Source organism: Nocardioides sp. cx-169 (assembly GCF_021083605.1).
Taxonomy (GTDB): Bacteria; Actinomycetota; Actinomycetes; order Propionibacteriales; family Nocardioidaceae; genus Nocardioides.
The window spans coordinates 69,964-95,509 of record NZ_JAJNRO010000016.1 but is presented as its reverse complement, the minus strand read 5'-3'; the positions used below and the strand labels follow the sequence as shown (position 1 = coordinate 95,509).

General features: G+C 73.4%; 27 protein-coding genes and 1 pseudogene. 15 read left to right on the top strand and 13 right to left on the bottom strand.

The genetic code is table 11. The features are described 5' to 3' along the window. Nucleotides 1-27: 27 nt before the first annotated feature. Nucleotides 28-351: a DUF2530 domain-containing protein gene (locus tag LRP67_RS18990; protein ID WP_231271718.1), complete on the top strand. Its 324-nt coding sequence runs from the start codon at nt 28-30 to the stop codon at nt 349-351. Between the two features lie 57 nt (nt 352-408). After that, complete coding sequence (locus LRP67_RS18985; protein ID WP_231271717.1) at nt 409-960, top strand: Dps family protein; 552 nt, start codon at nt 409-411, stop codon at nt 958-960. Nucleotides 961-1,026: 66 nt separating this feature from the next. On the opposite strand, the gene LRP67_RS18980 is transcribed toward LRP67_RS18985, so the two are convergent. Further along, a complete protein-coding gene (locus LRP67_RS18980) occupies nt 1,027-1,815 on the bottom strand; it encodes a DUF3027 domain-containing protein (RefSeq protein ID WP_231271716.1) in 789 nt (262 codons plus the stop codon). Nucleotides 1,816-1,893: 78 nt separating this feature from the next. On the opposite strand from LRP67_RS18980, the gene LRP67_RS18975 reads away from it, so the two are divergent. Continuing rightward, a complete protein-coding gene (locus LRP67_RS18975) occupies nt 1,894-3,294 on the top strand; it encodes an MFS transporter (RefSeq protein WP_231271715.1) in 1,401 nt (466 codons plus the stop codon). A 7-nt stretch (nt 3,295-3,301) separates the two neighbouring features. On the opposite strand, the gene LRP67_RS21650 is transcribed toward LRP67_RS18975, so the two are convergent. Together LRP67_RS21650 and LRP67_RS18965 are read right to left on the bottom strand one after the other, a co-directional pair. Beyond that, nucleotides 3,302-3,697 carry a cold-shock protein gene (locus tag LRP67_RS21650; RefSeq protein ID WP_269217231.1) on the bottom strand — a complete coding sequence of 132 codons (396 nt, stop codon included), beginning with the start codon at nt 3,695-3,697 and terminating at the stop codon, nt 3,302-3,304. A 50-nt stretch (nt 3,698-3,747) separates the two neighbouring features. Next, on the bottom strand, nt 3,748-4,362 hold the full coding sequence (locus LRP67_RS18965; RefSeq protein ID WP_231271714.1) for an HAD family hydrolase: 615 nt from the start codon (nt 4,360-4,362) through the stop codon (nt 3,748-3,750). A gap of 94 nt (nt 4,363-4,456) precedes the next feature. Between LRP67_RS18965 and LRP67_RS18960 the strand changes: the two genes are divergently transcribed. The 3 genes from LRP67_RS18960 (at nt 4,457) to lepB (ending at nt 7,555) form a co-directional block, all read left to right on the top strand. Next, nucleotides 4,457-6,580 carry a S8 family serine peptidase gene (locus LRP67_RS18960; protein WP_231271713.1) on the top strand — a complete coding sequence of 708 codons (2,124 nt, stop codon included), beginning with the start codon at nt 4,457-4,459 and terminating at the stop codon, nt 6,578-6,580. A gap of 38 nt (nt 6,581-6,618) precedes the next feature. Further along, entirely contained in the window at nt 6,619-6,753 is a 135-nt protein-coding gene (locus LRP67_RS21645; protein ID WP_269211812.1) for a hypothetical protein, read from the top strand. 73 nt (nt 6,754-6,826) lie between these two features. Further along, the gene (gene lepB, locus LRP67_RS18955; RefSeq protein ID WP_231271712.1) at nt 6,827-7,555 is read left to right on the top strand and encodes a signal peptidase I; all 729 of its coding nucleotides are present in this window, start codon (nt 6,827-6,829) and stop codon (nt 7,553-7,555) included. Between the two features lie 67 nt (nt 7,556-7,622). On the opposite strand, the gene LRP67_RS18950 is transcribed toward lepB, so the two are convergent. From LRP67_RS18950 to LRP67_RS18940, 3 genes are read right to left on the bottom strand one after another with little or no spacing between them, the layout of a single operon-like run. Further along, the gene (locus LRP67_RS18950) at nt 7,623-8,831 is read right to left on the bottom strand and encodes an RDD family protein (protein WP_231271711.1); all 1,209 of its coding nucleotides are present in this window, start codon (nt 8,829-8,831) and stop codon (nt 7,623-7,625) included. 16 nt (nt 8,832-8,847) lie between these two features. Beyond that, nucleotides 8,848-10,104 (bottom strand): FHA domain-containing protein, encoded by a 1,257-nt coding sequence (locus LRP67_RS18945; RefSeq protein WP_231271710.1) that lies wholly within the window; start codon nt 10,102-10,104, stop codon nt 8,848-8,850. Beyond that, nucleotides 10,101-10,922 carry a PP2C family serine/threonine-protein phosphatase gene (locus tag LRP67_RS18940; RefSeq protein ID WP_231271709.1) on the bottom strand — a complete coding sequence of 274 codons (822 nt, stop codon included), beginning with the start codon at nt 10,920-10,922 and terminating at the stop codon, nt 10,101-10,103. The genes LRP67_RS18945 and LRP67_RS18940 overlap by 4 nt, the downstream gene beginning before the upstream one ends. Before the next feature lie 42 nt (nt 10,923-10,964). Here LRP67_RS18940 and LRP67_RS18935 point away from each other — a divergent pair, with 42 nt between their 5' ends. The 4 genes and pseudogenes from LRP67_RS18935 to LRP67_RS18925 all read left to right on the top strand — a co-directional run bounded on the left by LRP67_RS18935 (nt 10,965) and on the right by LRP67_RS18925 (nt 15,545). Further along, nucleotides 10,965-13,229 carry a helicase C-terminal domain-containing protein gene (locus tag LRP67_RS18935; protein WP_231271708.1) on the top strand — a complete coding sequence of 755 codons (2,265 nt, stop codon included), beginning with the start codon at nt 10,965-10,967 and terminating at the stop codon, nt 13,227-13,229. Between the two features lie 24 nt (nt 13,230-13,253). After that, nucleotides 13,254-13,556: pseudogene (locus LRP67_RS22080) on the top strand (ABATE domain-containing protein); the annotation flags it as partial. Then, on the top strand, nt 13,557-13,877 hold the full coding sequence (locus LRP67_RS22075; protein WP_374107431.1) for a CGNR zinc finger domain-containing protein: 321 nt from the start codon (nt 13,557-13,559) through the stop codon (nt 13,875-13,877). 27 nt (nt 13,878-13,904) lie between these two features. Continuing rightward, nucleotides 13,905-15,545 carry a DNA repair helicase XPB gene (locus LRP67_RS18925; protein ID WP_231271706.1) on the top strand — a complete coding sequence of 547 codons (1,641 nt, stop codon included), beginning with the start codon at nt 13,905-13,907 and terminating at the stop codon, nt 15,543-15,545. A gap of 3 nt (nt 15,546-15,548) precedes the next feature. On the opposite strand, the gene LRP67_RS18920 is transcribed toward LRP67_RS18925, so the two are convergent. Next, complete coding sequence (locus tag LRP67_RS18920; protein ID WP_231271705.1) at nt 15,549-16,091, bottom strand: hypothetical protein; 543 nt, start codon at nt 16,089-16,091, stop codon at nt 15,549-15,551. 133 nt (nt 16,092-16,224) lie between these two features. Here LRP67_RS18920 and LRP67_RS18915 point away from each other — a divergent pair, with 133 nt between their 5' ends. Both LRP67_RS18915 and LRP67_RS18910 read left to right on the top strand, forming a co-directional pair. Beyond that, on the top strand, nt 16,225-17,085 hold the full coding sequence (locus tag LRP67_RS18915) for an oxygenase MpaB family protein (RefSeq protein ID WP_231271704.1): 861 nt from the start codon (nt 16,225-16,227) through the stop codon (nt 17,083-17,085). Between the two features lie 46 nt (nt 17,086-17,131). Beyond that, nucleotides 17,132-17,770 carry a hypothetical protein gene (locus LRP67_RS18910; RefSeq protein ID WP_231271703.1) on the top strand — a complete coding sequence of 213 codons (639 nt, stop codon included), beginning with the start codon at nt 17,132-17,134 and terminating at the stop codon, nt 17,768-17,770. Here the strand turns inward: LRP67_RS18910 and LRP67_RS18905 are convergent. Both LRP67_RS18905 and LRP67_RS18900 read right to left on the bottom strand, forming a co-directional pair. Continuing rightward, a complete protein-coding gene (locus LRP67_RS18905; RefSeq protein WP_231271702.1) occupies nt 17,711-17,971 on the bottom strand; it encodes a DUF4031 domain-containing protein in 261 nt (86 codons plus the stop codon). The genes LRP67_RS18910 and LRP67_RS18905 overlap by 60 nt on opposite strands. Continuing rightward, a complete protein-coding gene (locus LRP67_RS18900) occupies nt 17,968-18,678 on the bottom strand; it encodes a copper homeostasis protein CutC (RefSeq protein WP_231271701.1) in 711 nt (236 codons plus the stop codon). Before LRP67_RS18900 ends, LRP67_RS18905 begins: the two co-directional genes overlap by 4 nt. 90 nt (nt 18,679-18,768) lie before the next feature. On the opposite strand from LRP67_RS18900, the gene LRP67_RS18895 reads away from it, so the two are divergent. Next, complete coding sequence (locus tag LRP67_RS18895; protein WP_231271700.1) at nt 18,769-19,119, top strand: hypothetical protein; 351 nt, start codon at nt 18,769-18,771, stop codon at nt 19,117-19,119. Nucleotides 19,120-19,146: 27 nt separating this feature from the next. Here the strand turns inward: LRP67_RS18895 and LRP67_RS18890 are convergent, their stop codons facing one another. The 3 genes from LRP67_RS18890 to LRP67_RS18880 form a co-directional block, all read right to left on the bottom strand. Then, on the bottom strand, nt 19,147-19,860 hold the full coding sequence (locus tag LRP67_RS18890; protein WP_231271699.1) for a GntR family transcriptional regulator: 714 nt from the start codon (nt 19,858-19,860) through the stop codon (nt 19,147-19,149). A gap of 76 nt (nt 19,861-19,936) precedes the next feature. Then, nucleotides 19,937-22,465 carry an ABC transporter permease gene (locus LRP67_RS18885; protein WP_231271698.1) on the bottom strand — a complete coding sequence of 843 codons (2,529 nt, stop codon included), beginning with the start codon at nt 22,463-22,465 and terminating at the stop codon, nt 19,937-19,939. A 5-nt stretch (nt 22,466-22,470) separates the two neighbouring features. Continuing rightward, entirely contained in the window at nt 22,471-23,247 is a 777-nt protein-coding gene (locus LRP67_RS18880; RefSeq protein WP_308189787.1) for an ABC transporter ATP-binding protein, read from the bottom strand. A gap of 112 nt (nt 23,248-23,359) precedes the next feature. Between LRP67_RS18880 and LRP67_RS18875 the strand changes: the two genes are divergently transcribed. Beyond that, nucleotides 23,360-23,974 (top strand): alpha-ketoglutarate-dependent dioxygenase AlkB, encoded by a 615-nt coding sequence (locus tag LRP67_RS18875; protein ID WP_231271697.1) that lies wholly within the window; start codon nt 23,360-23,362, stop codon nt 23,972-23,974. 46 nt (nt 23,975-24,020) lie between these two features. After that, nucleotides 24,021-24,881 (top strand): aldo/keto reductase, encoded by an 861-nt coding sequence (locus tag LRP67_RS18870; protein WP_231271696.1) that lies wholly within the window; start codon nt 24,021-24,023, stop codon nt 24,879-24,881. A 41-nt stretch (nt 24,882-24,922) separates the two neighbouring features. Here the strand turns inward: LRP67_RS18870 and LRP67_RS18865 are convergent, their stop codons facing one another. Then, nucleotides 24,923-25,483, bottom strand: a complete 561-nt coding sequence (locus tag LRP67_RS18865) for a LemA family protein (protein WP_231271695.1) — start codon at nt 25,481-25,483, stop codon at nt 24,923-24,925. Nucleotides 25,484-25,546: the final 63 nt, after the last annotated feature.

The following is a 25,546-nucleotide window of genomic DNA, read 5'->3' as shown; positions in this document are numbered from 1 at the left end:
CGTTACCCCATCGACTACCGTGAGACCGTGGAGCTGCGCGACGACCAACCCATGGCACACGAGTTCAGGAGCCGCACCTACCTCCTGGCCGACGTGGAGCCGCTCGACGTCGACGGAGTCCGGACCGTCCAGGTCGGCACGGCGCTGTTCCTGCTGGCCTTCGTGGCCCTGCTCCCGTTCTACGGCCGGCTGGCCGAGGACGACCGCACCTGGTGGCTGTGGATGTGCCTGTGCGGGGTGGCGCTGGGCCTCTTCGGGCTCGAGTACTGCAAGCGCCGGCGCGCGACCCGCACCGAGCGCGAGGTGCTCGACGAGCCGGCCGGCCGGCCGGACGACGCGCCCACGCCCTGACGGTGTGAGCCGCACGACCCATGGTTTGACGCCGCACCTGGCGGGTAACCGGCGAGCATGACTTCGAAGCTGCACTACACCGTCCCCGGCATGAGCCAGACCGACGCCAAGCGGGTCGTCGCTCTCCTCCAAAGCCGCCTGCACGCCTGCAACGACCTGCACCTGACCCTCAAGCACGTGCACTGGAACGTCGTAGGCCCGCACTTCATCGCGGTCCACGAGATGATCGACCCGCAGGTCGAGGCCGTCCGTGGCTTCGCCGACGCCCTGGCCGAGCGCATCGCCACCCTGGGCGGCTCCCCGGTGGGCACGCCCGGTGCCCTCGTCAAGGCCCGCGACTGGGACGAGTACTCGATCGGCCGGGCCACCACGCAGGAGCACCTGGGCGCGCTCGATCTCGTCTACCAGGGCGTCATCGGCAGCTACCGCGAGGGCATCAAGGAGCTCGGCGAGCTGGACCCCGTCACCGAGGACGTGTTCATCGGGCAGACCGAGCAGCTCGAGCTGTTCCACTGGTTCGTCCGTGCCCACCTCGAGGACAAGGGCGGCCACCTCTCGACCGAGGGCGCCGACACCGAGGCCGACGCCGCCGCGGCAGCCGCGAAGTAGCTCTCCGCTCACTCGCAGCAGGGGCCCGACCGGATCACCGGTCGGGCCCCTGCTTTGGTGCAGCGCTCAGATGAGCTCGTAGTCGTCGCTGGTGAGCGTGTCGAACGCGTGCTCGGGCATCGGCTCGCGCTCGTGCTTCTTGGCCAGGCGCACCTCGGAGTGGGCGCCGCAGCCGTGGTCGAAGGAGACCACGCGGCCGTCGTCGTTGGCATCGCCGTTGGCGCAGACCCCGAAGGTCTCCGACAGCGGGCCCGCCAGCCGCACGAGGAATCCGCAGCTGTGGCAGTGGTCGGGTGCTGCCTGGGCGATCGGCGAGCCGGGGCCGGCGTCGCCGTCGTACCACCGCTGCGCCGCGAGGTCGCGGCCCTCGGGCGAGAGCGTGCGCACCCGGCCGAGCCCCAGGTCCTTGGCGACCATGCGGATCTGGGCCTTGTCGTCGGCGTCCAGCGGGTCGTCGCCGAACGAGTACGTCGGCACCAGCCGCGGGTCCTCGTCGGTGACCGGCAGCAGGTCACCCGGCGAGAGGTCGCCGGGCTGCAGCCGCTCGCGGTAGGGCACCCACTCGGGCGCCACGATGGCGTCGTCGCCGGGGATCAGCACGATCTCGTCGATGGTGACGGTCTTCTGACGCGACGCCCTGGCGACGGTCACCGACCAGCGCCAGCCCACGTAGCCCTTGCGGTTGCACGCGAAGAGGTGCGTGACGACGCGCTCGCCCTCCGCCTGGGAGCCGAGGTGCTCCCCCACGTCGGAGGCGGGCACGTCCTCGAGGAGGGCCGAGCGGGCCTCGTCGACGGCGGCCGCGCTCACGGGGTCCGGTTTGCTGCGCACGATGATCGCCACGAGCGACAGCATGACTCATTCCCACCTCGGCTGTCAGGTCGGGCCGGGGTGTCCACCACACGCGCGGGCGCGAACGGGCAGGATGGGCCCATGACGACGCCGCCCCCGGAGCCCCCTCCGACGCCGGGTGCCGGCGGCCGGGCGCGGGCGGTCGGCCGCGGCCTCGGAGCGAGCGCGCGGGTCACCGGCCGCGGCGTACGGGTGGCCGCCCGGGTCACCGGCCGCGCCGGCTCCTTCACGGTGCGACAGGCGCGTCGCGCCGCCGACGCCCAGGGGGCGGACAAGTCCGGCCTGTCGCGGCTGATCGAGCTGCACGCGTGCAACGCCGCTGCCGACGCCGCCGTGGTGATCTCGCTGGCCGGGACCCTGTTCTTCGCCGGCGCGACCAGCGACGCACGCGGGCAGGTGGCGCTGTTCCTCGGGCTGACGATGCTGCCGTTCGCCATCGTGGCCCCGCTGATCGGCCCGTTCCTGGACCGCTTCAGCCACGGTCGCCGGTGGGCCATGGGCGGCACCTTCGCGCTGCGCGGCTTCCTGTGCTGGGTCCTGGCCGACGCCGTCGCCAACGACTCGATCTGGCTGTTCCCCGCCACGCTCGGGGTGCTGGTCACCTCCAAGGCGTACGGCGTGACGCGTGCGGCCGCCGTCCCCCGGCTGCTGCCCGACGAGGTCACCCTGGTCAAGGCCAACGGCCGGGTCTCGCTGGCGGGCGTGGTGGGCGCGGGGGTGGCGGCGCCGTTCGCCGGGCTGGCCGCGACCTTCGGCGCCGAGTGGTCATTGCGCTTCGCGTTCCTGGTGTTCGTGCTGGGCACGATCGCCGCAATCCGGCTGCCGGCCAAGGTCGACTCCAGCGCCGGTGAGCAGGAGATGACTCTGCGGCGTGGCGACAGCGCCGGGCGCCGGGGCACCCGGATCCCGCCCGAGGTGTCCTTCGCCCTGCGCGCCAACTGCGGCCCCCGGTGGCTGTCGGGGTTCCTCACGATGTTCATGGCGTTCCTGTTTCGCGACAACCCGATCGGCGACTACGCCCCCGAGCTGCTGCTCGCCGTCGTGGTGGGCGGGGCCGGGCTGGGCAACACCCTCGGCATCGTGTGTGCCTCGCTGCTGAAGAAGATCAACCCCGCCATCACCGTCGTGGTGGCGCTGCTGGCCGACGCGATCGTGATCGCGCTGGCGGGGCTCTTCTACGGGATCCTGATGCTCGCCCTGATCGGCCTCACCGCCGGCCTCGCGCAGTCGCTGGCCAAGGTGTCCCTGGACGCGACCATCCAGTCCGGCGTGCGCCCGCAGGTGCAGGCCAGCGCGTTCGCCCGCAGCGACACCACGCTGCAGCTCGCCTGGGTGATCGGCGGCTTCGTGGGCATCGCGCTGCCGCTCTACCCGCGCCTGGGACTGGGCGTCGCCGCGGTCGTGCTCGCCGCGTGGGCCTTCTTCGTGCTCGCGAGCCGGCCGCGGAGCGGACGCGCCGCGGCCCAGGCGGCGCCGGCCTGAGGGGTCCTCAGAGCTCGAGCTCGGCGGCGAGCGCGCGCAGCAGCTTGGCGGTGGGCTTGGCGGTGCGGGCGTCGGGGTGACGGCCGTGGCGGTAGCCCTCGCCGAGGTCGTCGAGCAGGCGGATCAGGTCCTCGACGATCGTCACCATGTCCTCGGGAGGACGACGCTTGGCGTGCTGCTGGTTGCGGGAGACCGAGGTGGGGGCGTCGAGCACCCGCACCTGGAGGGCCTGCTCCCCGCGACGGCCCTGGGCGATCCCGAACTCCACCCGGGTGCCGGGCTTGAGGCTCGTCGTCCCCTCCGGGAGCGCGTCGGAGTGGACGTACACGTCCGGTCCGTCCTCCTGGGACAGGAAGCCGAAGCCCTTGCCGGCGTCGAACCACTTCACCTTGCCTGTGGGCACGGCTCCACCTCTCGAGCACCGCCCGGCGTTTCCGAGCACGACTGGGAAGACTAGGCCATGTGGGCGTCGAGCCACGACGCGAAACCTCGCAGGTCGTCGAGCACCACGTGGGTGCCTGCGGCCAGGAGCTCCTCGCGGGTGCAGCCGCCGGTCAGCACGGACACGCTGAGCGCTCCCGCGGCGAGCGCGCCCTCGACGTCGTGGACGTGGTCCCCGACGTAGACCGACGCCCCCTCGCGGCGCAGGGCGTCGGCCTTGCCGACCCCCCACACCCACCCCTCCAGCACGTCCACGTCCAGGCCGAGGTGGTCGAGGTGGAGGCGGGCGTTGGCCGGGAACTTGCCGGTCACCACGACCGTGCGGCCGCCGTGGCGGCGTACGGCGGCCAGGGCCTCGTGGGCCCCCGAGAGGACGGGCACCGACGCGATGGCGTGGTCGGGGTACAGCTCGCGGAAGCGGTCGCCCGCCGGCCCGACCGCCTCCTCGTCGAGGTGTCCGGAGAGCAGGGTCTCGAGTGGCGGCCCGAGGCGGGCCGACATCTCCGCGACGGGGAAGGCCACGCCCAGCTCCGCGCCCAGGACCTCGAGCACGGCCCCGAACCCGGGCACCGTGTCGATCAGGGTCATGTCGAGGTCGAAGCCGACCACGAGGGGGGAGGCAGGCACGCCCTCAGCGTAGGGGGCCGTGTGGGAAAGGGTGTCACTGCCGAGGTGGGCGAGACAGAATGGACGACATCACCGAGGTGGAACAGGGGGCACCGTGCGCCGAGCAGGACGACGCCACGGCCGGCGCGCGTCGCGTCTGGCCGTCCTCGTCGCGCTCGCCGCCACCGCGCTTGCCGGCCTCTCGGCCCCCGGTCGTGCCGCCTCGGAGAGCGCGGAGCCCGCCACCGCGCTGTACCTGGTGACCCTGGCGGGGCCGGGCACCGCGGGCGACCCGGACGCCGACCGGCTCACCCCCGCCACGATGCGCGCCCGCCAGGACCGGCTCCTGCGGCGAGTGGGCGCGGCCGAGCCGGTGTATCGCTGGACCACCGCCCTCAACGGAGTCGCGGTCGCCCTGACCGCGGCCCAGGCCGACGCGCTCGCGGAGGACCCCGGGGTCGCTCTCGTCGAGCGCAACGCCGTGCGCCGGCTGACGGCGTCCGCTCCCCGACCGGCCGGGCCGACGGCGGCCGGGCCCGCGGCCTCACGCCGTACGACGGGCGGAGCGGGGGCGGTCATCGGCCTGGTCGACAGCGGCATCGCCCCCGAGGGCCCCCTCTTCGCGCGGGTGCCGCAGCTGGGACGGGGTCTGGCGGGCCGGGGCTGGGCCTGCGAGTCCGGTGAGGCGGCCCCGGTGTGCAACGGCAAGCTGGTCTCCGCACGCTGGTACGTCGACGGGTTCGGCGCCGGCCGGGTTCGCGACGCCTCCCATCTCTCGGCGCGCGACGACGACGGCCACGGCACCCAGATGGCCGCGGTCGCGGCCGGCAACGCGGGCGTCGACGTCCGCGTCCACGACCTGCGCCTGGAGCGCTACAGCGGCGTCGCCCCGCGCGCCCGGCTAGCCGTCTACAAGGCGTGCTGGAGCGCTCCCGACCCGGTTGACGACGGGTGCGCCACCGCGGACGTGGTGGCCGCGGTCGACCAGGCGACCCGCGACGGCGTGGACGTGCTCGGCCTCGCCGTCGACGGCCCCCCACGCATCGACACCGTTGAGCTCGCGCTGCTCGGCGCCGCGGAGGCGGACATCGCCGTGGTGGCGGCGGCGGGTAACGACGGCTCGGCCGCCCACCGCAGCCCCTGGGTCACCACGGTCGGCGGGGCTCTCGGCGAGCGCCGCCGGGGCACCGTCGTCCTCCCGGGCGCACCGGACCTGGAGGGCGCCATGATCGCCACCAGGCCCACCTCACCGGCCCGCCTGGTACGGGGAGCCAGCGCGCGCACGACCGAGGCTTCGCAGCGCCAGGCGAGGACCTGCACCCCCGGCAGCCTCGACGCCGCGGCCGTCGGTGGGCGCCTCGTGGTGTGCGAGCGGGGCGGGGTCGGGCGCGTCGACAAGTCGGAGGCCGTGGCGCTGGCCGGCGGCGTCGGCATGGTCCTCGTCAACGTCCGGCCCGGCTCGATCGACGCCGACTTCCACCGGGTCCCGACCGTCCATCTCGACCGCGCGGCAGGGCGGGTGCTCCTGCGCTGGCTGGCCGGTCACCCCGGCTCCCGGGCTTCCTTGCGGCCAGCGGGCGTGACCCGAGGCCCGGCACGGGTGGCCCCGTGGTCCGGTGCCGGGGATGCGGCCACCGGCCTGGTCAAGCCGGACCTGGTCGCCCCGGCGGGCGGCGTCCTCGGGGCGGTGCCGCCGTCGGTCGCCGGGCTCCGCTGGGACTTCGTGACCGGAACGTCGGCGGCCACCGCCGCTGTGAGCGGCGCCGCCGCGGTGCTCCGCGCCCGCCACGGCTGGTCGGCCGTGGCGACCCGCTCCGCGCTCGCGACGACGGCCTCCGAGGTCCGCCGTACGCCGGTGACCCGGGCGGGCTCCGGCCTCCTGAGACCCAGCGCTGCCGAGCGTCCCGGTCTGGTGCACGACCAGGACCCGGCCGCCTACCGCGCCTGGTGGGAGGACCGCCGGCGCCTCCTCAACACCCCGTCGGTGGTCATGGGTCCGAGTCAGCGCGCGGTGACACGCACCGTCACCAATGTGGGACGGCGCACGTTCTACTTCTCCTCGAGCGCCCGCGGCTTCACGCGACGCCACGTGTGGATCACCCCCGCCGCCCTGCGCCTGCAGCCGGGCGAGACCGGCACCTACACCGTCCACACCGCCGGACGCGGCTCCGACGACGGCCACCTCGTCTGGCGGGGTGCCGGCGGCACCGAGACCCGGGTCCCCATCATCCTCCGCTGACGCGTGTGCGGCCGGCGCCGACCGGGTACTGGTGGCTCATGAAGCTGCTACGAGGCGCGGCCGCGATCGGGATCGCCAAGAAGGTCTACGACGAGGCCCGCAAGCCACACAACCAGGCCAAGATCAAGTCCGCCGTGGACAAGGCCAAGGCACGGCGCGGACGCAAGCCCTGAACCGAGGCCGACGACCTGTCCCGATGACGCACGGCTGGCCAGCCGGGGTGGAGGGCTGGCGTAGGGTCCAGGCGTGTCCGACGCCACCACCCCCCCGGAGCCCGCGAAGCGCAAGCTCCCGCTGTGGCTCGAGACCGTGATCCTGCTGGCGGTGGCGGTCGTGCTCGCCTTGGTCATCAAGACCTTCTTCGTCCAGGCGTTCTACATCCCGTCCGCCTCGATGAAGCCCGGTCTGGTCGAGAACGACCGGATCCTGGTGGAGAAGGTGTCGTACTGGTTCGGCGGCTCCCCGTCCCGCGGGGACGCGGTCGTCTTCGAGGACCCGGGTGGCTGGCTCAGCGGAGTGGCTCCGGAGCCGACTAGCCCACTGGTCAAGGCCCTCACGAAGATCGGTCTGTATCCCAGCGGCGGCCACCTCGTGAAGCGGGTCATCGGCGTCGAGGGCGACACCATCGTCTGCTGCGACGAGGCGGGGCGCCTCGAGGTCAACGGCGAGCCGCTCGACGAGGACGGCTTCATCCAGCCGCAGAAGTGCGACGGGCCGATGCCCGGGCCGGCCTGCGACTGGACCGCCGGCCCGGTGCCCGAGGGCGAGCTGTTCGTCATGGGCGACAACCGCAGCGCGTCTGCCGACTCCTCGGCCCGGCTGTGCGTCGGCCGCGGGGGCGCGTGCGACCCCGAGGGCGCGTTCGTCCCGGTCGACCTCGTCGTCGGCAAGGTCTTCGCCCTCGTCTGGCCCCTCGACCGGGCCCACTTCGTCGGCCGCCCCGACATCTTCGAGGACGTCCCCGACGCCGAGTGAACCGCTGACCCGTCAGAAAGCCTGTGACGGGTCAGCGGGGTGGACGGTCAGCTTCTGACGGGTCGCGTCAGGCGCGCTCGACCCTCATCTGCCGGTCACCGAAGCGGACGGTGTCGCCGGCGAGCAGCGTCGTGGGCCGCCCGGCGGTCAGCGCCTTGGAGACCCCCTGCCGGATGACGACCGAGCCGTTCGTCGAGCCCCGGTCCATCACCACCAGCGCCCCGGAGGGAGTGGCCTGGAACTGGGCGTGGGTCTTCGACAGGGACATGTCGGTGGAGCGCAGGGGCACCAGGTGCGCCACGGTCTCCCCCGCCCGTGCCTCGGGCCGGCGCCCGACGAGGGCGAGGCCCTCGACGACGAAGGTCTCGCCGGTGTCGAAGGTGACCCGCCAGCTCGGCACCTGGCTGGGCTCGGGCACCAGCGGCGGACCGAGCTGCGACACCCGGGTCGGCGCGGCCGGCGCTGCTGCCGGCACACGGGCCGGGGCCGGCTGGGCGGGCGGGGCGGCTGGCGGGGCGGCCTGCGGCGCAGGGGCGGCCGAGGGAGGCGCCGCCACAGGGGCCGCGTGGCGAGGCGCCGGTGCCGGTGCCGGTGCCGGAGGAGCCGGAGGCGGAGCAGGGGCAGCAGGAGCAGCCACGGGGGCGGCCGGAGGCGGCGCGGCGGGTCGCGGGGCCCGCGGTGCGGGCGGCGAGGTCGGCTTCGGCGCGCGCGCCGGGGTGGACACGGGAGCTGCGGCGGGGGCGGGGACCAGGCGCATGGCGGTGAGGTTCACGAGCTGCCGTGGACGGACATCCTCCTCCTCCTCGACCTCGGGCGCCGGCCGGACGTCCACGACCACCCCGTGGCTGAGGTGGTCGTGCCACCCGCGGCGCTGGTTGGCCGGATCCATCACCGCGGTCCAGGCCAGCGTCGCGACGCCGAGCCCGGCCGTGGGCAGGGTCGCGATGCCCAGCACGAGCGTGCGCAGCAGCGCACGGGCCACGCCGATCGGCCTGCCGGACTCGTCCTCCACCACCCGCAGACCGACGAGCGCCTTGCCGGGCGAGGTGCCCTTGAGCCCCAGCAGCAGCGCGGAGAGGAGACCGAGCAGCAGCACGGTGCCGGCGATCAGGGCGACCCCACCGGCGACGTTGCCCGGCTCGAGGAGCCAGATGTAGGCGGCGTAAGACGCGGCGGCGTACAGGCTCCACGCGAGCAGCCGATCGATCGTGAAGGCGTAGAAGCGACGGTCCAGCTCGGCAGGCGGGTACGTCGTGGCGTCTTGCGGCACGCTCATGTGTCCGTCTCTCGGGTCAGGGGTTGGTGACCTGGATGGTCACCCCGTCGCCGAGGTTGATGATCGCCCCCGGGATGAGCTGCACGGCGATGCCCGGCTTGAGGTCCTCGGGCCCCAGCCCGGGCTGGACCAGGACGGTGCCGTTGGTGGAGCCCATGTCGGTGACGACGGCGCTGCCGTGGTCGGCGCCGGAGCCGGGCCGGACCTCGACGTGGGTGGAGGAGATCTCGTGCAGCGGGCTGGGCACGGTGATCAGCCGGGGCTGCTCGGTCGCGGTGAACCGGCGAGCCTCCGGCGCCCGCCCGATCAGGACCACACGGTCGACCTCGACCGTGTCGCCGTTGGAGATCACCAGCCGGGCCACGGGCCGGGTCACCTGGGGCGCGGGCGGCTGGCCCGGGATGCCGGGCTGCTCGCGGGCGAACTCGCCGGTGGACGCCCCCGCCTGGGTCAGCCCGTCGTGGTCGGTGTGCGGGGCGGCGGACGCGGGTGGCGTCGTCGCGTCGGCCGGAGGCGGCCCGGGGACCGGAGCGACGCCGGGCATCGGCGGCGGAGGCAGGGGAGGCAACGGGCCTCCCGAGGGGTCCGCGGCCCCGATCGGCTCGCTGCCACCCTCGTCGGCCCACACGAGGCCGGACGTGTCCGGCTCCGAGTCGGCCTCCGGCACCGGCTCCATGAGGCTGAGGCCACGGCTCTCCCCGTCGCCGAGGTCGCCGGTGTCGGCGTCCGCCGGCTCCTCCTCGCCGTCCAGAGCGGCGGCATGGGCCGGGACGTCGAGGCGCTCGGTCTGGGGCTGCTCGACGACGGCGGGCGGGGCGGGCGCGTCTGCGCCGTGCGGGGGCAGGTCCAGGCGCGAGACCCGGACCAGGCCGCCTTCGATGCGGTAGTCGGGGCCCGACGGCGCGTCCTCTACCTCCACGCTCAGCGCGGTGACCCCCTCCAGGGAGCGCTCGTGCCAGATGGTGGCCGTCGACCCGTCGAGGACGACGGTGTCCTCGGAGGTCGACAGTGTGGCGCGGACGCCGGCGCCGCGGACGATCACCTTGGTCGGCCCCTCACCGGTGCCGATCAGCACGAAGGCCGGCAGCGCGCTCAGACCCGGGGCGACCACCCCGTCGAGGGTCTCGGCGAAGCCGGCGCCTCCGTCGACCTTGTCCCACAGCTGGGCGGCCCTGGCCTTCTCGCTGGCCGGGAGGAGCAGGGTCGTGGCGGCGCCGAAGATCGCCAGCCAGTCTCCGGGCCGGTAGGACCACGTGCTGACGTCCTGGGTCATGGCAGGGCTCCCAACTTCTCCTCGAGACTCACCCGCTGGCGCTCGGAGTCGTACGGGGTCTCGGCGACCAATCCCACCACATCGACGACCACTGCGGTCGCGTTGTCCCGCCCACCCGCGGCGACCGCGGCCGCGACCATCTGGTCGGCGGCGTCGCGAGGGTCGTCCGCGGCGCCCAGGATCTCCTCCATCCGGCGGTCGTCGATCATCCCGCTGACCCCGTCGGAGCACAGCACCAGGCGCTCGGCGGCGGACAGCGGCAGCACGAAGTAGTCGGCCTCCGTGCTGCCGGAGCCGCCGAGCGCCCGGGTGATCACGTGCCGCTCGGGGTGCACCGCGGCGGCGGAGGCGGTGATCGCACCGGAGTCGACCAGCTCCTGCACCAGGCTGTGGTCGACGCTCACCTGCTCGAGCGCCCCGTGGTTGTAGCGGTAGACGCGCGAGTCGCCGACGTTGGCCAGCAGCCACTTCGGCTCGCCTGACTGCTCGATCAGCAGCGCGACCACCGCGGTGGTGCCAGCCGAGAAGTCGGGAGCGCCCTGCGCACGCTGGCTGGCGTCGTACTCCGCGATCCGGGCCTGGCACTGCTCCAGCGTCTCCGCGACGACGGCGGCTCCGCGCGCCGGGTCGTAGCCCTGGTCGGCGAGCCGCGCGAACTCCTCCACCACGATCGCCGAGGCGACGTCGCCGCGGTCGTGGCCGCCCATGCCGTCGGCCACGACGAACACCGGCGGCGCGACCAGGAAGGCGTCCTCGTTGGCCTCACGCACCAGCCCCACGTCCGTGGCGGCCCCGTGGTGCAGCTCCACACCGGTCATCTTCTGCCTCCCGGGATGGCGCGGCCGGATAGCGTGGGAAGGATGAGTACGACGAGGGGGTTCCGATCGCTCGCCGACCAGCTGCGCAGCTGGACGGACGAGCGGCTGTCGACCCTGCTCTCCGAGCGTCCCGATCTCGCCACTCCCGCCCCTCATGATTTCGGTCAGCTCGCCTCGCGCGCTGCCGTGCGTACGTCGGTCGTCCGTGCCCTCGACACTCTGACGCGTCTCGAGCTCTGTGTCCTAGATGCCCTGGTGGTCAGCGGTCAAACCACACCGGCCGAACTCGGCTCCACCGTGCACGCCGCGCCGGGTGCTGTGGAGGCGGCCATCGAGCGTCTGCGCGGGCTCGCTCTGGTCTGGGACTCGACCTCCGGGCTGCGTCCGCTCACCGGGGTCGCCGAGGCCCTGACCGGCGGTCCGGAGGCCGGCGTGAGCGGGCTGCGACCGCGCAGCGCCGAGCCGCTGACGCCCGCCCAGGTCAAGGAGGGTCTGGCCGAGCTGTCGGCCCCGGCTCGGGCGCTGCTGGACCACGTCCTCGAGCAGGGCGGCGAGGCGACCACCAGTGCCGCGCGCCACACACTGCTGCCGAGCGAGGCCGCGACTCCCGCCGAGGAGCTGCTCTCCCGGCGGCTGCTGGTCCCGCGCGGCACGGGCACCGTGGTCCTGCCCGGCGAGGTCGGCCTGGCGCTGCGGGGCGGCCGGACCACGACCGAGCCGGTCGACCAGATCCCTGCGCTCTCGACCACGCAGCGTGAGCCCGCCCTGGTGGACCGGGTCGCGGGTGGTGCCGCCTTCGAGCTCGTACGCCGCCTCGAGCTGCTGCTCGACCACTGGGGCACCCACCCTCCGCCTGCCCTGCGCAGCGGCGGACTGGGGGTCCGCGAGCTGAAGGCCGCGGCGAACTTCCTGCACGTCGACGAACGCGCCGCGGCCCTGCTGGTCGAGACCGCCTCCACCGCGGGGCTCCTCGCCTCGCGGGCCGACGCCGACGGCAACCTGGTGTGGGTGCCGACCGACGTGTTCGACACCTGGACCGCCCAGGACGTGCCGGCCCGGTGGGCGAGCGTGGCGCGCTCGTGGCTGGAGAGCCCGCGGATGCCCGGCCTGGTCGGCAGCCGCGACGCGGCCGGCAAACCGTGGAACGTCCTCACCCCCGAGCTCGCCGCGCGGACCATGCCGGAGTCCCGGGCCATGACGCTGCGGGTGCTCGCCGAGCTGCCGCCCGGCGCCGTCCTCGCCGCCGGCACCGGGCTTCCGTCCCTCGTGGCACGGCTGGCCTGGCTGCGTCCTCGGCGGCCGCGCTCGCGGGCCGAGCAGGTCGCCTGGGCCGTCGAGGAGGCCGCGGCGCTGGGTCTCACCGGCTTGGGCGGCCTGGCGTCGTACGCGCGGGTCCTGCTCGACGGCGGCGATCCCCACGACACGATGGCGGCCCTGCTGCCCGAGCCGGTCGACCACGTGCTCATCCAGGCCGACCTCACCGCCGTGGCGCCGGGCCCGCTGGAGTCCTCGCTCGCACGGCGGCTGCAGCTGGTGGCGGACGTGGAGTCACGAGGGGGTGCGACGACGTACCGCTTCACGCCGGCGTCCGTACGCCGGGCGCTCGACCTCGGCTGGACGGCCGCGGAGGTGCACGAGTTCCTCGGCACGGTCTCGCGCACCCCCGTCCCACAGCCGCTGACCTACCTCGTGGACGACACGGTGCGCACGTTCGGGGCGATCCGGGTGGGGCAGGCCGAGTCCTTCCTGCGCTCCGACGACGAGGCCGCCCTGACCGAGCTGCTGCACGACCCCAAGGCCGGAGCACTCGGGCTGCGGCGGCTGGCGCCGACGGTGATCGTGAGCGACACCCCGATCGAGGTGCTCCTCCCCCGGCTGCGCGACCTCGGGGCGGCACCGGTTGTCGAGGCCGCCGACGGCACAGTGCGGGTCACCCGGCCCGACCAGCTCCGCGCCCGCATCCCGCGCGGTCGCCGTGCGGCGACCGCGACGGCCCACGAGGCGGCCAGGATCGCCGCGACCATCACCGCCGTGCGCTCCGGCGACCGGGCTGCGGCGTCGCGGCCGGCGTCCGGGTCCACCCTGTCGCCCAGCGGCTCGCTGGCCGCACTGCGCGAGGCGATCGAGGCCGGCGGCTCGGTGCTCATCGGCTACGTCGACAACCACGGCACCGCCACCGACCGCATCGTCGACCCGCTCTCGGTCGAGGGCGGGCAGCTCACCGCGCGCGACCACCGGGCAGACGACGTGCGCACCTTCGCCGTCCACCGCATCACCAACGTGAAGTCGTTGGACAGCCGTTCGTAGAATCGCTGCGCGGACTTCGTCAGGTACGCCGAGCGCTCCGCCGGTCTGCTCAACACCGAGCTGCGCGACATCGAGGCGCTCGTGGACCACCTCGACGGCCGCGGGTGGCTGCACGAGCAGTGCACCGAGCGCGACCTCCAGCAGCTGCGGCGCTTCCAGCGTGAGCTGGGCCCGGTGTTCGAGGCGTCGGCCGCCGCCGACACGCGCGGCGTCGTCGACGGCCTCAACGAGCTGATGGTGCGCCACCCGATCACCCCGCGGATCTCCGACCACGACGGCGACGACCTACACCTGCACGTCGCCGCCAAGGCGGCCTCGGTCGCCGAGCTGCTCGTCGGCGAGGCGCTCCTCGGTCTGGCCAAGCTCGTCTGCGACCTCGGTCCCACCCGCCTCGGGGTCTGCGAGGCCGCCTCCTGTGACCACGTCTTCGTCGACACCTCCCCCAACAGCTCGCGCCGCTACTGCTCCGAGCGCTGCTCCTCGCGCGCCAACGTGGCGGCGTACCGCGCCCGCCGCAAGGCCCAGGCCGAGGCGCTCGCGTTGTGGGCTTGTGGTGGTGCGGTTAGTTACCCCGGCCCCCGGTTTAAACACACGCCTCCTCTACGAAACTTCATGCGGGAGGCAGGAGTTTCACCGGGGACCCGGTGAAACTCACCCGGTCCGTAGACTCACCAGGTGAACGACGGCCCCCTCATCGTCCAGTCGGACAAGACCCTCCTGCTCGAGATCGACCACGAACAGGCCGCCGCGTGCCGGCGGGCGATCGCGCCGTTCGCTGAGCTGGAGCGGTCTCCGGAGCACATCCACACCTACCGGCTCACCCCGCTCGGGCTGTGGAACGCACGCGCCGCCGGGCACGACGCGGAGCAGGTGATCGACACGCTGCTGGAGTTCAGCCGGTACGCCGTCCCGCACGCGCTCCTGGTCGACATCGCCGAGACCATGGCGCGCTACGGCCGGCTGCGCCTGGAGAAGCACCCTGTCCACGGGCTGGTGATGGTCAGCAACGACCGGCCGGTGCTCGAGGAGGTGCTGCGCGCCAAGAAGGTCGCCGGGATGATCGGTGAGCGCCTCGACGACGACACCGTGGTGGTGCACGCCTCGGAGCGGGGCAACCTCAAGCAGGCCCTGCTCAAGCTGGGGTGGCCCGCCGAGGACTTCGCCGGGTACGTCGACGGTGAGGCGCACCCGATCGCGCTCGACGAGTCGGAGTGGCACCTGCGCGACTACCAGCGCGACGCGGCCGAGTCGTTCTGGCACGGCGGGTCCGGGGTCGTGGTGCTGCCCTGCGGCGCCGGGAAGACTCTGGTCGGCGCGGCCGCGATGGCCCAGGCGCAGGCCACCACGCTGATCCTGGTCACCAACACGGTGAGCGCGCGGCAGTGGAAGGACGAGCTGGTGCGCCGCACGACGCTCACCGAGGAAGAGATCGGCGAGTACTCCGGCGCGGTCAAGGAGATCCGGCCCGTCACGATCGCGACCTACCAGGTGATGACCACGCGCCGCAAGGGCGTCTACTCGCACCTCGAGCTGCTCGACGCCCGCGACTGGGGGCTGATCGTCTACGACGAGGTCCATCTGCTCCCGGCGCCGATCTTCCGCATGACCGCCAACCTGCAGGCCCGCCGCCGGATCGGGCTCACCGCGACGCTGGTGCGCGAGGACGGCCGTGAGGGCGACGTGTTCTCGCTGATCGGGCCCAAGCGGTACGACGCCCCGTGGAAGGACATCGAGGCGCAGGGATGGATCGCGCCGGCCGACTGCGTCGAGGTGCGGGTCACGTTGCCCACCCACGAGCGGATCGCCTACGCGACGGCCGACCCCGAGGAGCGCTACCGACTCGCGTCGTGCACCCACCACAAGGTGCAGGTGGTGCGGGACCTCGTCGCGCAGCACCCGGGCCAGCCGACGCTGGTCATCGGCCAGTACCTCGACCAGCTCGACGAGCTCTCCGCGGCGCTGGAGGCGCCGGTCATCAAGGGCGAGACGCCCGTCAAGGAGCGCCAGCGGCTCTTCGAGGCCTTCCGCAGCGGTGAGATCGGGATGCTGGTGGTCAGCAAGGTCGCGAACTTCTCCATCGACCTGCCCTCCGCCGAGGTCGCGATCCAGGTGTCCGGCTCCTTCGGCTCCCGCCAGGAGGAGGCGCAGCGCCTGGGCCGGCTGCTGCGACCCAAGACCGAGGGCCGCTCGGCGCACTTCTACACGATCGTGAGCCGTGACACCGTGGACGCCGACTTCGCCCAGAACCGCCAGCGCTTCCTCGCCGAGCAGGGCTACGCCTACCGCATCGTCGACGCGGAGGACCTGCCGGCCTGAGCGCTACAGGATCGCCAGCACGACCGTCAGGCTCACCAGCACCACCAGCAGTGCCATCATCAGCGCGAACACCGCGACGCCCTTGCGGGGCTGCTTCTCGAAGCCGATGCTGCCGGTCGTGAACTGGTGCATCGGCGCCGCGTAGAAGATCGGCACGTGCTGCCCCGGGGTCACGTCGACGTCGATCGCCGCCTGCCCGAACTCCTTGAGCCACTGACACGAGACGTCGAGGTGCCAGCGCCCCGGTGGGACCGGCAGCACGTTCTGGCCGTACGACGTCGCCACGGGGTAGCCGTTGAGCCGGACCTTCGGCGGGATCATGCTGCTGGTCATCACGTTGCCCTGCAGCGTGAGCACGAGGTAGCCGGCGTTCGGGTCGGCGGCCGGCGGTGCCGGCTGGCGCTGCTGGGCGGGGACCGGCGGGAGTCCGCCCGACGGGGGGCCGCTGGGCGGCGGCGAGGTGGGCGGGGGCGGCAGGTGCGGCGGCACCTGCGGGGCAGGCTGCGGCTGGTACGGCGGCGGGGGCGGCGTCGTCGGCTGGGTCATGACCCGACCCTGCCCCGACTGCGGGCGTCGTAACCGTGCCGGCCGCCCCGTCATCGAGACGAGCGCCCTGAGCACGACCGCGCCGCCCCCGAGCAGGAGGGGCCCGCTTTGGTGCCCCTGCCACGATGGTCGGGTGGTGGCGACGGTCGGCGAGGTACGCGAAAGGCTGGGCAGCGCGCTCTTCCTGAGGGTCGCCGGACCCGATGGTGCCAAGCACGCGGCGCGGATCCACGGGACCCCCGGGCCGCGGTGGTTCCCCCCGGACAGCGCGATCGTGCGCGTGCACGGCGACGCGTCCATGTTCGTCGGCGGGATCCGCGCGCTGCTCCTGCAGACGCTGCACCCCGCCGCCATGCGCGCGGTCTCGGAGCACTCCGGCTTCCGGGGCGACATGTGGGGCCGCCTCAACCGGACCAGCCGCTTCCTGGCGGTGACCACGTTCGGCACCGCCGAGGACGCCCAGCAGGCGGTCGACGTGGTGCGCTCGATCCACGAGCGGGTGGTCGGCACCATGCCGGACGGCACGCCGTACGCCGCCTCGGACCCGCACCTGCTGCGCTGGGTGCACGTGGCCGAGGTCGACAGCTTCCTGCGGGCCCACTCCGTCTACGGCAAGGAGCCGCTGGACCAGGCGCGGCGCGACGAGTACGTCGCCCAGACCGCCGAGGTCGCGCGCCGGCTCGGCGTCGTCGACCCGCCGATGACCGAGGCCGAGCTGGCCGAGGCGCTCGCGGCCTACGGCCCGGAGCTGCGCGGCACGCCGGAGGCGCGGGAGGCCGTGCGCTTCCTGATGCTCAAGCCGCCGCTGCCGCTGGCCGCGCGGGCGCCGTACGGCGTGCTGGTCGCGGCCGCCGTGGGCCTGATGCCGCGCTGGACCCGGCGCCCCCTCCGCCTGCCGTGGCTGCCGGTCTCCGAGCGGACCGTCGTACGCGCGCTCGGCACCGCGGCGACCGGCACCATCCGCTGGGCGATGGGCGCGCGACGCGCGTCCTGACGCGGCGAGTCGGGCGCCGGTGGGCGATGCCTGTTTGACTGTCAGGGTGGACCTCCTCTCGGCCTGGCCCCTGACCGGCGACACCCGCCTGCGCGACGAGCTCCTCGCCGCCTACGCCGACCCGGCGCGCGGCTACCACGACACCCGGCACCTCACCGAGGTCCTGGGGCGGCTGGAGGACCTGGCCGCCCACGGTGCGACGTACGAGCGCGTGCCGGTCGTGCTGGCCGCGTGGTTCCACGACGCGGTCTACGACGGCGAGCGCGACGCCGAGGAGCGCTCGGCGGTGTGGGCCGAGATGGCACTGGCGGACCTCGTCGACGCCCCCCTGGTCCACGAGGTCGCGCGGTTGGTGCGGCTGACCGAGACCCATCGCCCGGAGCCGGACGACCGCGCCGGGTGCGCGCTCTCCGACGCCGACCTCGGGATCCTCGCCGCCGACGACGCCCGCTACACCGAGTACGTCGCGGCCGTGCGCGTCGACTACGCCCACCTCCCCGACGAGGTGTTCGTCACCGGACGGCGGGCGGTCCTGCGCGACCTGCTCTCGAAGCCCCGCCTCTTCCACACCGCCTACGCCCAGGAGCGCTGGGAGGGCCCCGCGCGGGCCAACGTCGAGGCGGAGCTAGCGCGGCTTGCGGCGGCGCAGCCCGGCGGCGAGCAGCCGGGCGACCAGCTCGCGTGAGCTGACCGGCTCCGCGCCCGAGGCGACCACCCGGTCGTACCACTCCGACGGCACGTCGTAGTGGTCGCGGTCGAAGCCACGCTCGGGGATGCCCAGCCCCCGCGCGAACTCGTGCAGCTCGGCGTAGGAGGCGTCGCTGGCCAGGTGCGACCACAGGCGGCCGTGGCCCGCAGCGTTGGGCGGGTCGATCAGGACCGTCATGCCGAGCGGGACGCCGCGTCGTCGAGGATCAGCCGCCACGACCGCACGAAGTCGGCGTCGACGTAGGAGCGGGTGGTCGCGCCGGGGCGCACCTGGACGTCGACGTGCAGCTGGCGGACCCCGGCGCGCAGCAGCCACGGCACGTGCTCGGGCAGCAGTCCCCCGGCCGGCATCAGCAGCCGCGCCACGTCGGGGTCGGCCTCGGCGAGGGCGAGCAGGTCGTCGTACCCGTGGGTCAGGCCCTGCGGCGAGCCCCCGGAGCGTACGGCGCTCAGGCCCGGCAGGCCGGCCGTCAGGTGGCGCCAGGAGCGGGCCGGCTCGAGGACCCGGTCGATGCCACGGTGGAAGGTCCACGGGACCCCGGGCAGCGCGGATGCGAGCGCGCGACAGGTCTCGACGTCCACCTCGAGGTCGGCGTCCAGGAAGCCGAACTCGACCCCCTCGGCGCCGAGGGAGACGAGCTCCTCGCCCAGGCCGACGAGGCGCACGAACTCGCCGCCGGTCGTCGTGAGGGTGTCGTTGAGGCGCAGCATCACCCGCACCGGCAGGGCGGTGGCCCGGATGACGGAGGCGGCGGTGGCCAGGTCCGGCGTACGACCCTCACCCTCACCTTCGACGGCGAGCGAGAGCCGGTCGGCACCGCCGCGCTCACAGCCCGGCACGTCGCGCGCGTGGAGCACGGCGACCTCGAGGAGCCCTCTGCTCATAGGGGCATGCTAGGCGCCGCTGGGCCGCATCCCGGGGAGGCGCAACAGGTCGTGCCGCCGGCCTGCTTGGCCCGTCGGCACAATAGGTCCGTGGACGACGCCCTGTACTTCGACGCCCGCGCCCGCGTGCTCGCCGATCTGCAGGCCCGCCGCGCGGCCACGCGCGAGGCCGTGTCCGCTCTGGAGGACGCGTGCGCCTCACGCCGGTGGTGGGCCGAGCAGTGGCCCGAGGGCGAGGTGTACGTCGCCGGGCTGGTCGCCCAGGACGTGCAGGACGCGCTCTTCGAGGGCTCGGGTCGGTGGCCGCTGTGCCTGAGCTGCCACGACGGACCGGTCCACTCGCTCTACATCCAGCCCGACCTCGGCGGTCCGGACCCGGTCTGGGTGTGCGAGGAGACCGGCCGGGTCGTGGCCGCGCTCGGGCACCTCAGCGAGAGCTGAGCGGCCGGCGGCCGCGGACGAGCGCGCTCAGCCGCCGAGCTGCACCCACATCGTGAAGCGGTCGGCGCGGTAGACCGAGCGCGAGACCATCACGATCTTCTCGCCGGACAGCGCGCGTCGCGACTGGCGCAGGACGACGCCACCGGCGGGCAGCTCGAGCAGCGAGGACTCCTCGACGGTGGGCCGGTCGGCGGTGATGGAGTCCTCGGCCCAGCTGGGCCGCAGGCCGCGTTGGCCGAGGGCGTCATACAGGCTGGTGGGCATGCCGCTCTGCAGGAAGCCGGGCAGCAGGATCTCGTTGAGGTAGGCGTCCTCGACGCAGACCGGCGAGCCGTCTCCGCGCCGCAGCCGGCGCCAGTGGATGACCGCGTCGCCCTCGGAGACGTTGATGGCCCGGGCGACCCCCGGGCCGGCCTGCTCGCGGCGGGCAAGGAGGGTCTGCGACTCGGCGAGGAGCCCGCGGCGCGTCATCTCCTCGGTGAAGCCGGAGATCCGGGTGACCGCCTGACGGGGCCGGGCCACGAACGTGCCGCGACCGGGGATCCGCTCCAGCAGGCCCTCGGCGACCAGCGCGTCCAGCGCCTGGCGCACCGTCATCCGCGCGACCCCGAAGCGGTGCACGAGCTCGCGCTCCGACGGCGCCGGGGAGCCGGGTGCGGAGCCGGTGACGAGGGCCCGGACGTACTCGCGCACCTGGACGTGCTTGAGCGTCCGTCCGTCGACCAGGAGCGCTTCTTCCACCTGTTCAGACTAGGACGCGGCGAGCCTTCGCGTCCCCCGAATCCGGCACTAGGGCGCTGACCTGCGGCGGGACCCGCTACTCGGTGGCGATCGCCCTCAACACGTCCAGTCTGGCCGCTCGGCGGGCCGGGAAGATCGCCGCCAGCATCCCGATCACGACCGACAGCACCAGGAACACGGCGAGCTGACCGTACGGCACGCTGATCACCTCCAGGCCCTCGTCGCGCAGCGCGTACATCAGCGCCACCCCGAAGCCGACCCCCAGCACCACGCCCAGCACCGCCCCGAGCACGGCGATCACCACCGACTCCAGCGTGATCATCCACCGCAGCTGCGAGCGCGACACCCCGATCGCGCGCAGCAGTCCGACCTCGCGGGTGCGCTCGATCACCGACAGCGCCAGGGTGTTGACGATCCCGAGGACCGCGATGACGAGCGCGAGGCCGAGCAGCGCGAAGATGATCAGCACGAACTGGTCGATCGGCTCGCGCTGCTCCTCGGCGAAGGCCGCCTGGTCCTTGACGGTGACGATCGGCAGCTCCTCGACGATCGCGTCGAGGCCGGCCTGCAGGTCGTCGGCGCCCGGCTCGGCGAAGACGATGACCGCGTTGTCGGCGGGCTCGTAGCCGGCCTCCTCCATCGTGGTCAGGGTGGTCACGACCGGCAGGAAGACGATCGGGTTGTCCTCGTAGACGGCCACCACCGGCCAGCTCCTCTTCCCGGCCGGCGTCTCGACCTCGACCTCGTCGCCCACCTCGAGGCCCTCGTCCTCGGCGTGCGACTCCTGGACGATCACGGTCCCGTCGGCGAAGTCGGCCAGGTCCCCGTCGGTGACGGTGAGCTCGAGGCGGTCCGCGGTGGCCGGGTCGACGGCGGAGATGCCCTGCCCCCCGAAGTCCTGGAACTGGTAGCGCTGGCGCACCACCGCGTCGACCCCCTCCAGCTGCGCCATGCGGTCGGCGATGGCCGGATTGAACTCGCCCCCGAAGACGTTGCTCACCACGTAGTCGCCGACGAAGCTCTCCTCCACCGACTTGTCGACCGACGCCTTGGCGGAGTCACCCACGATCGCCATCGTGCAGGCCAGGGTCAGGCCGATCATCAGCGCCGACGCGGTCGCGGTCGTCCGGCGCGGGTTGCGCAGGGAGTTCTGCCCGGCCAGGTTGCCGATCGAGCCGAACAGCCGCGCATAGACCGAGCGAGCGGCCGAGAGCAGCGGCCGGGAGAGAACGGGGCTCATCGCGGCGACGGCCAGCAGGATCGCCAGCACCCCCGCGCCGACCATCTGACCGCCGTACGGCAGGCCGGAGAAGAGGCCCAGGCCGAGGACCACCAGCCCCGCCACGCCGAGGGCCGCCCCCCGGATGAAGCGGGTGGTCATCGAGCTCTCGCTCAGCGCGATGTCGTCGCGCATGGCCTGGACCGGCGAGATCCGCGAGGTACGGCGGGCCGGGAGCCAGGCCGCCGCCATCGTCACCAGCACGCCGACGAGGTAGGACGCGAGCACAGTGCGCCACCCGAAGATCATCGGCTGACCGGAGAGGTCGAGCCCGAACTGCGCGAACAGCGAGCGCAGCCCCATGGCGAGGAGCACGCCCAACCCGAGGCCGAGCGTGGACCCCAGCAACCCGAGCACGAACGCCTCGAGCTGGACCGAGCGCACGACCTGGCGCTTCGAGGCGCCGAGCGCCCGCAGCAGCGCCAGCTCGCGGCTGCGCTGCGCGACCAGGATCGAGAAGGTGTTGATGATCAGGAACGACCCGACCACCAGCGCGATCCCGGCGAAGATCAACAGGAAGGTGGTGATGAAGGAGATCGCCTCGAGCAGGTCGCTGGCCGACTCGTCGGCCGCCTCGTCGCCGGTGACCGCCTCGGTCTCGTCCGGCAGCACCTTCGCGACGGCGTCGCGCAGCTCCGCCTGGGAGACGCCGTCCTCTGCGGTCACCCAGGCGTCGTTGTAGACGTCCTTGCCGTCGAGGAACAGCTCCTGCGCCGTCCGGGTGTCGAACATGGTCAAGGTGGCGCCGTTCAACGACCCGCCGTCGGGGAAGCCGGCCACGCCCACCAGGGTCGGGGACAGCTTGCTCAGTCCGCGTGGCAGCAGCAGCGGCACGGTGTCGCCGACCTCGTAGCCGCCGTTCTCGGCCGTGGTCTCGTCCAGGACGATCTCGTCGCGGCCCCGCGGCTCGCGGCCCTCGACCAGCGTGAGCCCTTCACCGCCGGCGGCCGGCGCGGTGGTGTAGTTGCCGCCGAGGGCCGGTGGGCCGAGGCCGCCGATGACCTTGCCGTCCTCGCCGACGACGTAGACGCCCAGCGCGGTGACGTTGCCGTCGGCCCTGCCCGCCCCGTCGACCTCTCCCAGCTCCTTGACGAGTGAGCCGGGCAGGGTGAGCGCGGAGATCGAGCCGCTGGCCGTCGTACCGCCGACCGGTCGGACGACCACGTCGCCGACGGTGGAGGCGAAGAGCGCGGTGAAGCTGCGGCTCAGGGTGTCGGAGAAGATCAGCGAGCCGGCGACGAACGCCACGCCGAGCACGATCGCGAACGTGCTCATGAGCAGCCGGACCTTGCGCCCGAGCAGGCTCTTGAGGGAGGCGCGCCACATGCCGCTCAGGCCCCCGGCTCGGCCATGCGGGCCATGATCTCGAGGACCTGCTCGCGGTCGGGGTGGCGCAGCTCGTCGACCACGCGGCCGTCGGCCAGGAACACCACGCGGTTCGTGTAGGCCGCCGCCACCGGGTCGTGGGTGACCATCACGACCGTCTGCCCGTGGTCGGCGGCGCTGCTGCGCAGCAGCTCGAGCACCTCGGCGCCGGAGCGCGAGTCCAGGTTGCCGGTCGGCTCGTCGGCGAAGACGATCCGCGGGCGGCTGACCAGGGCCCGGGCCACGGCGACCCGCTGCTGCTGGCCGCCGGAGAGCTCGTTGGGCTTGTGACCGAGTCGGTCGCCCAGACCCACGGTCGCGATCACCTCGTCGTACCAGGCCGAGTCGGGCTTGCGGCCGGCGATCGACAGCGGCAGCAGGATGTTCTCCTTCGCGGTGAGCGTCGGCACCAGGTTGAACGACTGGAAGACGAAGCCGATCTCGTCGCGCCGGAGCCGGGTGAGCTCCTTGTCCGAGAGGTGCTCCAGGCTGCGGTCGCCGATGACGACGGTGCCGCTGGTCGCGGTGTCCAGCGCCGCGCACAGGTGCATCAGCGTCGACTTGCCCGAGCCGCTGGGCCCCATGACGGCGGTGAACTCGCCCGCGTGGATGTCGAGGCTGACGTCGTCGAGCGCGCGCACCATGGCCTGTCCGGAGCCGTAGGTCTTGGTGAGGTGCTGGACACGGGCGGCGGGCGGCCGCGACGCCGTCGCGTCAGCACCGGCGAGGGGGGCGTCGGTCATGGCCTCACCCTCTCGCGTCGCACCAGCCGACCGCCAGAGGCTTTCGTCGGGGCCGCGCCGGAACGACCCACGACATCGAACGCGTGTTCGAAGGATCGCGTATCGTGTCCCCATGGACTTCCAGACCTCCCTGTTCGCGGCGCCGCCGCACGGGCTCGCGTCCTTCGAGGGGCTCGAGCGCCGGGCCCTGGGTCGAGGCGCCTGGGTGGACGTGCTCCGCTCCTGGGTGCCCGAGGCCGACGACATCTTCACGACGATGGTCGAGGGCGTGCCGTGGCGTGCCGAGCGGCGTCAGATGTACGACCGCGTCGTCGACGTGCCCCGCCTCGTCTACACCTACATGATCGGCGAGACCCTCCCCCATCCCGTGCTCGAGGAGGCTCGCGACGCCCTCTCCGAGCACTACCTGTCGGAGCTGGGCGAGCCGTTCCGCACGGCCGGCTGCTGCTACTACCGCGACGGCCGCGACAGCGTCGCCTGGCACGGCGACACGATCGGGCGCGGCAGCAGCCAGGACACGATGGTCGCGATCGTCTCGGTCGGCGACCCGCGCAAGCTGCACCTACGCCCCCGGGGCGGCGGCGACTCCCTCTCCATCGAGATGGGCCACGGCGACCTGCTGGTCATGGGCGGCAGCTGCCAGCGCACGTGGGAGCACGCCGTCCCGAAGGTGGCCCACGCCGGGCCGCGGATCTCGGTGCAGTTCCGCCCCCTCAACGTGTTCTGACCTCGCGGGGGGAACACCTCAGGGCCCGGCCCGGTTACAGCCCACCATGACCACCACGACAGCAGCAGCGTCCGGCACCTTCCAGATCGGCGGCGACCTCCCGGTCGTGCGCCTCGGCTACGGCACCATGCAGCTGACGGGCGACGGGGTGTGGGGACCTCCGAAGGACCACGACGAGGCGGTGCGGGTGCTGCGACGCGCCGTCGAGCTCGGCGTGACCTTCTTCGACACCGCCGACTCCTACGGCCCGGTCGTCGCCGAGCAACTGCTCAAGGAGGCGCTGCACCCCTACGCCGACGACGTCGTCATCGCGACCAAGGCCGGCCTGACCCGCCAGGGGCCGGACGTGTGGACGCCGGTCGGGGTGCCGGCGTACCTGCGCCAGCAGGCCGAGCTCTCGCTGCGCAACCTCGGCGTCGAGGCGATCGACCTCTTCCAGCTGCACCGCATCGACCCCGTCGTACCGCTCGAGGACCAGGTCGGTGAGCTCAAGAAGCTGCAGGAAGAGGGGAAGATCCGCCACATCGGCCTGTCCGAGGTGAGCGTCGAGCAGACCAAGGCCGCGCAGCAGGTCGCCACGATCGCGACCGTGCAGAACCTCTACAACCTGGTCAAGCGCGACGCCGAGCCGCTGCTGGAGTACGCCGAGGAGCAGGGCATCGGCTTCATCCCGTGGTTCCCGCTGGCCACCGGCGAGCTGTCACGTGAGGACGGGCCGCTCGCCACCGCCGCCCAGGAGCACGGCGCCACGCCGTCGCAGCTCGCGCTCGCCTGGCTGCTGCGCCGCTCGCCGGTGATGCTCCCGATCCCCGGCACCTCGAGCGTCGCCCACCTCGAGTCCAATGTCGCCGCCGCCGACATCGAGCTGACCGACGCGGAGTTCCAGAAGCTCACCCAGGTCGCCTGACGAACCGCTGACCCGTCAGACAGTTTCTGAAGGGTCAGCGCTCAGAACTCGACGGAGGGCGCGGCCTGCTGGCCCTCGGGGGCGTCGTAGAACTCGCGCTTGTGCACGCCGGCGATCCCGGTGAGGAACATCCACGGGATGGTGAGGACGAGCTTGTTGAGCGTCGCGACGGCGTCGTTGTAGTCCCGGCGCGCGGACGATATCTGGTCCTCGGTCTCGGCGAGCTGCGTCTGCAGCTCGAGGAAGTTGGTGTTGGCCTTGAGGTCGGGGTAGGCCTCGGCGACGGCGTTGACCCGCACCAACGACTGCTGGAGCGCGGCGTCGGCGGCGGCCTTCGCCGCGACGTCGTTTCCGGCCGCCGCAGTCTGCACCGCGGCGCGGGCGCCCGTGACCTCCTCGAAGACGCCCTTCTCGTGCGCGGCGTACCCCTTGACGGTCTCGACCAGGTTGGGGACCAGGTCCGCGCGCCGGGTCAGTCGTACGTCGATCCCACCCAGCGCCTCCTCGGCCCCGACATCGGCCGTGCGCAGCCGGTTGAAGCCGACCACCACGAGGCCCACGACCAGGACGACGAGCACCAGGACGACGATGAGGATCAACACGGGGCGCCTTCTTTCGTTGGTGCGACGCGCAGGCGCCGCTGGAGGTGTTCACCAGGAGTCGCC